Consider the following 7,095-nt stretch of genomic DNA (forward strand, 5'->3'; position numbering starts at 1 on the left):
CCCAGGTCCCCCGGTGCAGCGCCTCCAGCAGCGGCAGGTTCCCGGCCATCGGGGTGATGCCGTCGCGCGTCACCACCAGCGTCACCGGGTCATCCCCGGCCCGCCCCGTCAGCACCACCGTGACGCGCTGGCGGGTCGTCGCCCGCTCGATGTGGGTCAGCCCGTGGTCGCGCGCCGCCGCCTCCAGCGCCTGCGGCAACGCCAGCCGGCCGGCGCTGCGGTCGACCTGCGGCACGCCGCCGGTCCCGACCCCCAGCGCCAGCAGCGATGCCGTCACCGCGATCACCCCCGCCACCGGCAGCGCGCCCCAGCCCAGCGCCATGTGCCAGCCCGCCACCGTATTGCGCAGCCGTGGCCAGGCCAGCAGCGGCCCGATCAGCAGCACCCCGACCAGCGCGTGGGTCGCGACCTCGACCAGCCATTCGAGGCCGAGGACGAAATGCTTGTGCAACGAGCCGATCGTATGGAAGACCTGCGCCCCCTCGGCGCGCGGGCCAAGGTCGCGGCGCGTGGCCATGTCGAAGGCGTGCACCGCCCGCACGCCCTGACGGCTGAATTCCAGCACGAGGGTGCCCGGCGCCTCGAAGCGCAGAGCGCGGGCCTGGGCGGCGCCGTCGACGGCACGCAGCAACGCCGCGGCCTCGCCCACCGGCACCGGCCGCTCCAGCGCCGGGCCCGAGGTCAGGTCCTGGACCATCGGTTGCAGCGCCAGAATGCCCCCGGTCACGATCAGAAAGACGATGGGAACAAGCAGCACCAGCGTCACCCAGCGGTGAAGCCGGATCAGCACAGGTTTCATCACGGGGCCCACTCCGATGGCTGCGGTCGCCTGCAGCCTTCACACCGGCCGGACGCGCGCCTTGTGCCAGATCAACTGCGCGCGGGACATGGCGGAAAACCGCCGCCGGCCCCATGCGCCACGCCCGATCGCGCGGCGTGACCGGGGGTCCGCGGCCCGGGACGACCGCCCCCGCGGATCGGCCGGGTCGATCCCGCCCAGACCAGCCCCACCGGGCCGTCGCGCACGGCCCTTGGGAGCGGATCGCCTGATGGCCGGGGGGGCCGTCGCCCCCGAAAGGCCCGAGGACAGGCCCGCTCCACGGCCTGCATGACCGGGAGGCCGGGCGCGCGGGAACCCGCCGGCGACAAGGCCCTGGCCCTCAGCGGCCGGAGGGCCGGGCAATGGCCGCAGGTCCGGCAACGTCACGCGGGGGGTCTTCGGGGATGGGGCGCGTCCCGTCACCGCCAGGGGGCGCGGGACCTTGCCGGGTCGCCCGCCGCCGCCCGGGCCATGGCCCCCGCGTCGCGAATCAGCCCTGCGCGCGGCTGCGCATCCGCGCATGCCCCGACCGACCGGCAACTTGTTCTGGAACGGTGGTACCGCCTCCCCGGCTCGAACGGGGGACCCCCAGATCCACAATCTGGTGCTCTAACCAACTGAGCTAAGGCGGCACGCGGTCCTGTTAGTCGCAGGCGACGGCGAATGCAAGAGCGCCGCGCCGCCCGCGCGAGGGTCCGTTACAGCGCGGTGGCGGGGTCGTCGAACCCCTGCGGCAGCATCAGGTTGTGGCGGCCCAGCGCATGGACATCGCGTTCGCCCACCAGCGCCATCGTGGTGTCGAGTTCCTTGTGAATGACCTCCAGCACGCGGGTCACGCCGGCCTGCCCCATCGCACCCAGCCCATAGACAAAGGCCCGCCCGATCATCGTGCCGCGCGCGCCCAGCGCCAGCGCCTTCAGCACGTCCTGTCCCGAGCGGATGCCGCTGTCGAGCCAGACCTCGGTGTCCTTGCCGACCGCGTCCATGATCGAGGGCAGCATCCGGATCGACGACACCGCGCCATCCAGTTGGCGGCCGCCGTGATTCGACACCACGATGGCCTCGGCGCCGATCGCGGCGGCCTTGCGGGCGTCCTCGGCGTCGAGGATGCCCTTGAGGACCAGCTTGCCGCCCCACTGGTCGCGCAGCCGCGCCACCTTGTCCCAGTCGAGTTTCAGATCGAACTGTTCCGCCGTCCAGGAGGCCAGCGAGGAGGTGTCGCTGACCCCCTTGGCGTGACCCACGATGTTGCCGAAGCCGCGCCGGGGCGTGCGCAGCATCTCCAGCCCCCACGCCCATTTGGTGGACAGGTCCAGAAGCGTCGGGATCGTCAGCTTGGGCGGCGCCGACAGCCCGTTCTTGATGTCGCGGTGCCGCTGGCCGAGGATCTGCAGATCCAACGTCAGCACCAGCGTGTCCACGCCCGCGGCCTTGGCACGGCGCATCAGGTTGGCGACGAAGTCCTCGTCCTTCATGACGTAAAGCTGGAACCAGAAGGGCCTGCCGGTGGCTGCCGCGACATCCTCGATGGAGCAGATCGACATCGTCGACAGCGTGAAGGGGACCCCGAACGCCTCGGCCGCGCGGGCGGCCTTGATCTCACCGTCGGCCGACTGCATCCCCGTCAGCCCCACAGGCGCCAGCGCCACCGGCATCGCCACGTCCCGCCCGGCCATGGTCGTGGCGGTGGAGCGGTCGGACATGTCCACCGCAACCCGCTGGCGCAGCCGGATCTTGTGGAAATCGGTGACGTTGTCGCGGAACGTCTGCTCGGTCCAGCTGCCGGACTGGCAGTAGTCGTAGAACATCCGCGGTGCCCGGCGGCGGTAGATCCGGTGCAAATCCTCGATGCAGGTGATCACGGGCATGGATGCGGTTCCCTTGCAAGTTGACGTGGCGTAGCAAGCGCGTGGCGTGCGCACAATGCGCGTGGGGCGCGTGGGGCGCGTGGGGCGCGGGCGGCATCAGCGCGCAAGGCTGACGACCCGGCCGAACGCGGGCGCGCGCGGGGCCGGGCCGGGCACCGCCCAGATCACCGGCACCCGGCCCGGTGCCGGCCCCAGCGGCCCGTCCAGATCGGTCAGGATCACGATGGCCGAGGGCCCCAGCCCGGCCGCGGCCGCGATGACGGGGCCAAAGTCGGTGCCGCCGCCACGCCCCAGCGGCAGGGCGCGGATCTCGTCCTCCCATGATGCGCCCTGCATGCGGCGGATGGACTGCACCTCGGTGTCGAACGGCAGGACATGGACCTCGGCCCCGGTGCGCCGTCCGATGCCCGCGATCTGCCCCGCGAACAGCGCCAGCCGGGCATTGTCGATGGAGGTGGAGCAGTCGACGCCCACCGCCAGACGCGCAGCGCGGGGCATCGGCGCGCGGCCCGGCTCGAAGCCCGGGGTGGGGCGGCCGTGGCGCCGGGCGTCCGAGTCGGCCGCGACCCAGCGGCGGGCGGGGCGCTGAAACGACACCTCGGGGTGGCGGGCGACGGCGCGGGTGATCAGGCCGCGCAGGACCACCTCCCAGGGGACATCGCTGCGGGGAATGTCAGCCAGCACACCCCGCAGCGCGCCGATGCCGCGCCCGGCCGCGCGTCCGGCGGCCAGCGCGCGCGCCAGGCGCCCCTGCCATTCGGCGGCGGCCTCGGCGTCCTCGCCGCCGCCCCGGTCGGTGCCGTCGGGGCGGATGTCGCGGCGGAAGCCCTGGGCGGCGGCGTGCGCCTCGGCCCGCTCCGAGGTCGTGCCCTTGCGCGCCCCCTCGCCGTCGCCGTCGCGGCCCGATCGGGCCGCCAGCGCCAGTGCCAGGCGTTCCGCATCCCAGCGCGCCAGCGGCGCGGGATCACGGTCGCCCAGCGCCTCGGCCACCAGACCGGCAAGCAGCACCGCCGGGCGCGGCAGGGCATGGCCCGCCTGCACCAGCGTCTCGTTGACGATGGCGTCGGCGGCCAGGTTGTAGCCGCGCACCCCGGTGCCCAGGCGCGCCGCCAGCGTGCGCGCCCGCGCGGGGTGGCGCAGCGCGACGTGCAGGACCTGATGCGCCGCCGCGCCCACCTGCTCATGCGCCGCCAGATCGGCAAATCGCGGGCCATAGAAGATGGTGCGCCCGTCGGTCCAGGCGACCGCGCCGTCCTCGGGGGCGCCCTCGTCGGCGTCGCGGTGCGCGACCCACAGCGCCAGCGCGCCCAGCGCGGGGTCGTCCTCGCCCATGCGCCGCAGCGCGGCGGTGGCGCGGGCGGAATGCGCGCCCACGCTCATCCCAGGCCCAGCGCAGCGCGCTCCTCGGCATAGGCGACATAGGCGGGGGCGGCGAGGAACGCCTCGCCCAGGCCGCGGTCCAGACCCCGGCGCAGCAGCAATTCGAACCCGTGGGTCGTCAGCTCGGCCAGCGGCAGGCGCGCGAACCCCTCCTCGGGGCGTTCGCGCGGCAGGGCGGGCAGGCCGGCCATCACCTCGCTGACCTCGGCCACGGTGTCCGCCTCCAGCGCGCCGATCAGGCCATAGACCAGCGCGTGCAACCCGTGCATGGACGCGGGATACATCGCCCAGCGGGATTTCTGCGGGACCGCGAGCATCTCGGCCACGCGCACGGTGGCGGCGATATCGTCGGCGACCACCGCGAATTCCGCAGCGATCGCCTCGCCCAGGGTGCCCGCGACCATCATGTGCCGCAGCCGGCGGTCGCGCACGGCGCCGAGGATCTGGCTGACACGCTCCCAGCTGCGCGGGGTGGCCGCGATCATCTCGCCACGGTCGAGCGACTGCGCGGTGGTTTCCAGCAGATCCGGGCGGGTGCGCACAAAGGCCACGACCGCCGGATGCAGGCCGGTGGGGACGGCGTAATTCTCCAGCCAGTCCGTCGCGGTGGCCTGCACCATCAGATGCACCAGCCGGTCCGACAGCGCCGAGCCCATCTCGTAGGCGACCGCACCGTCCTCCACCGTGTTGCCGGCGGCGACGATGAACACGCTGTCGGGCAGCCGGTGCGGGCCGACGCGGCGCTCCTGCAACAGGCCATAGACGGCGGGTTGCAGATGCGGCGCCGCCGCCGTCAGCTCGTCCAGGAACAGCAGCGACGGGGTATCGGGGTCGTCCGGCAGATCCTCGGGGCGGTACCACAGCGTCTTGCGGGTGTCGTGGTCATAGTACGGCAGCCCGCGCAGGTCCTGCGGCTCGATCGTCGTCAGGCGCAGGTCGTAAAGCCGCGCGCCCATCTCGGTCGCCAGTTGCTGCACGATCTGCGTCTTGCCCACGCCGGGGCCGCCATGCAGCATCCACGACACCGTCAATGCCCCCGCGCGCTGGGCCTGCCACCCGGCCCGCAACGCCGCCTGCGCCTCTCCGGCGGCCACCCGCATCGCGTTGACGCCCACCTGTGCCCTCCTGACCTGACCGTCACAGATGTGGCGCGCGCCGGGGCGCTGTCGACCCGGCGCGACCAAATGCCGACGTGCCGGACCTCAGATCGTGGCGTTGATCGCCCCGCCGTCCAGAACGATGTTCTGCCCCACGATGAACCCCGCATGGGCCGAGCACAGGAACGCGCAGGCGGCGCCGAATTCCTCGGCGGTGCCGTAACGGCCTGCGGGGATGGTGGCGGCGCGGCGGGCGCGCGCCTCCTCCAGGGTGATGCCCTGGGCGCGGACCACCGCACCGTCCAGCGCGTCGGCGCGGTCCGTGGCGTGGATGCCCGGCAGCAGGTTGTTGATGCTCACGCCGCGCCCCGCGACCTGCCGCGCGGTGCCCGCGACAAAGCCCGTCAGCCCCGCGCGCGCGGTGTTCGACAGCCCCAGTTGCGGGATCGGCGCCTTGACCGAGCCGGAGGTGATGTTGACCACCCGCCCCCAGCCGCGCTCCATCATCCCCGGCAGCAGCGCCTGCATCAGCGCCACCGGCGTCAGCAGGTTGGCGTCGAGGGCCGCGATGAAGTCCGCGCGGTCCCAGTCCGACCAGAGCCCCGGCGGCGGGCCGCCCGCATTCGTCACCAGGATGTCCACGGCGCCCGCGGCCTCCAGCACGGCGGCGCGACCGTCCTCGGTGGTGATGTCGGCGGCGACTTCGGTGACCTGCACGCCATGGGCGCTGCGGATCGCCTCGGCGGTGCGTGCGAGCGCCTCGGCCCCGCGGGCGTTCACCACCAGATCGACACCCGCCGCCGCCAGCGCCTCGGCGCAGCCGCGCCCCAGCCCCCTGGAGGCCGCGCACACCACCGCCCGTCTGCCCCTGATGCCCAGATCCATCGCCCTGCCCCCCGCGCGTCATCCTCTGCGACATTTCGCCTATCATCTGCGCGCAGCAGGGAAAAGGGCCGCCGGCGGGGCGCCGCCGGTGCCGACGGCGGGACTTGGCAGGCGATGGGGTCTTCCCATAGAAGTGCGGGTCATGGCGGCGGAGGACAGGATGGCCACGGGCACGATCATCGCGGCAAGCGACCTGACACCGCTGTCGCGCGAGGTGGCCGGGCGGGCGCTGGCGCTGGGGCGGCGCATGTCCGCGCGGGTGATCCTGGTGCATGCCCTGCCCGACGGCACCTCCGAGGCCAGGGTGCAGGCCGCCCGCGAGGCGCTGGAGCAGGCGCTCGCGGCTGCGGGCGGGTCTGGGGCCGGGCCTGGGGGCGCCCCCCCGCAGCCGTCCCCGCGGGCCGAGGTCAGGGTGCTCACCGGCCCGCCCGATATCGCGATCCGCAGCGTCTGCCTTGCCGAGGGCGGGGTGCTGGTGCTGCTCGGCCTGCACCGGTTCCGCCGGGTGCTCGACATGCTGCGCCTGACCACGATGGAGCGGATCGTGCTGCGCGCCCCGGTGCCGGTTCTGATCGCCCACACGCCGGTGACGCGGGACTATGGCACGGTGCTGGCGTCCACGGATTTCGCTCCGGCCTGCGCGGCGGCGCTGGCGGCGGCCGCGCGCGTCGCCAGCCCCGGGGCGCAGTTCCACGCCATCCATGCGCTGCAACTGGGCCTGCGCGACAAGTTCAGCCACGGCGGCGTCAGCGCCAGCCGCGCGATGACCCGGGCCGAGGCCATGTGCCGGGCGTTCCTGGCGATGCCCGGCGTGCCCGCGGGGCTGCACCCGCCCGAAATCGTCGTGGGCGGCGTGCACGAGGTCCTCGCCTTTCGCCTGGAGGAGCTGCGCCCGGACCTGCTGGCCATCGGCACCCATTCGGGCCGCGACCCCGAGACGCTGGGCAACTATGCGCGCGATCTGATGCGCGAGCCGCCCACGGATGTCATCGTGACCAAGCCCCCGCCATTGTGACACCGGGCGCGCCCCGGTCCCGCCCAAGCC

General features: G+C 73.7%; 6 protein-coding genes and 1 tRNA gene. 1 reads left to right on the forward strand and 6 read right to left on the reverse strand.

The annotated features are described in order from the left end of the window. The 6 genes from CCR87_RS05840 to CCR87_RS05865 form a co-directional block, all read right to left on the reverse strand. On the reverse strand, positions 1 to 799 hold a 799-nt coding region (locus tag CCR87_RS05840), incomplete at its 3' end, for a PepSY-associated TM helix domain-containing protein (RefSeq protein WP_201156623.1). 576 nt (positions 800 to 1,375) lie between these two features. Next, positions 1,376 to 1,452, reverse strand: a tRNA-His gene (locus tag CCR87_RS05845). Between the two features lie 66 nt (positions 1,453 to 1,518). Beyond that, entirely contained in the window at positions 1,519 to 2,688 is a 1,170-nt protein-coding gene (locus tag CCR87_RS05850; protein WP_201156624.1) for an alpha-hydroxy acid oxidase, read from the reverse strand. Between the two features lie 96 nt (positions 2,689 to 2,784). After that, complete coding sequence (locus CCR87_RS05855) at positions 2,785 to 4,068, reverse strand: vWA domain-containing protein (protein ID WP_201156625.1); 1,284 nt, start codon at positions 4,066 to 4,068, stop codon at positions 2,785 to 2,787. Further along, positions 4,065 to 5,168 (reverse strand): AAA family ATPase, encoded by a 1,104-nt coding sequence (locus CCR87_RS05860; protein ID WP_207186569.1) that lies wholly within the window; start codon positions 5,166 to 5,168, stop codon positions 4,065 to 4,067. The genes CCR87_RS05855 and CCR87_RS05860 overlap by 4 nt, the downstream gene beginning before the upstream one ends. Positions 5,169 to 5,270: 102 nt before the next feature. Further along, positions 5,271 to 6,050, reverse strand: coding sequence for an SDR family oxidoreductase (locus tag CCR87_RS05865; protein WP_201156627.1), 780 nt, complete (start codon positions 6,048 to 6,050; stop codon positions 5,271 to 5,273). Positions 6,051 to 6,210: 160 nt separating this feature from the next. Between CCR87_RS05865 and CCR87_RS05870 the strand changes: the two genes are divergently transcribed. After that, positions 6,211 to 7,065 (forward strand): universal stress protein, encoded by an 855-nt coding sequence (locus tag CCR87_RS05870; RefSeq protein WP_201156628.1) that lies wholly within the window; start codon positions 6,211 to 6,213, stop codon positions 7,063 to 7,065. The last annotated feature ends 30 nt before the right edge of the window (positions 7,066 to 7,095 follow it).

It is taken from the genome of Rhodobaculum claviforme, from assembly GCF_016653255.1.
Lineage (GTDB): Bacteria > Pseudomonadota > Alphaproteobacteria > Rhodobacterales > Rhodobacteraceae > Rhodobaculum > Rhodobaculum claviforme.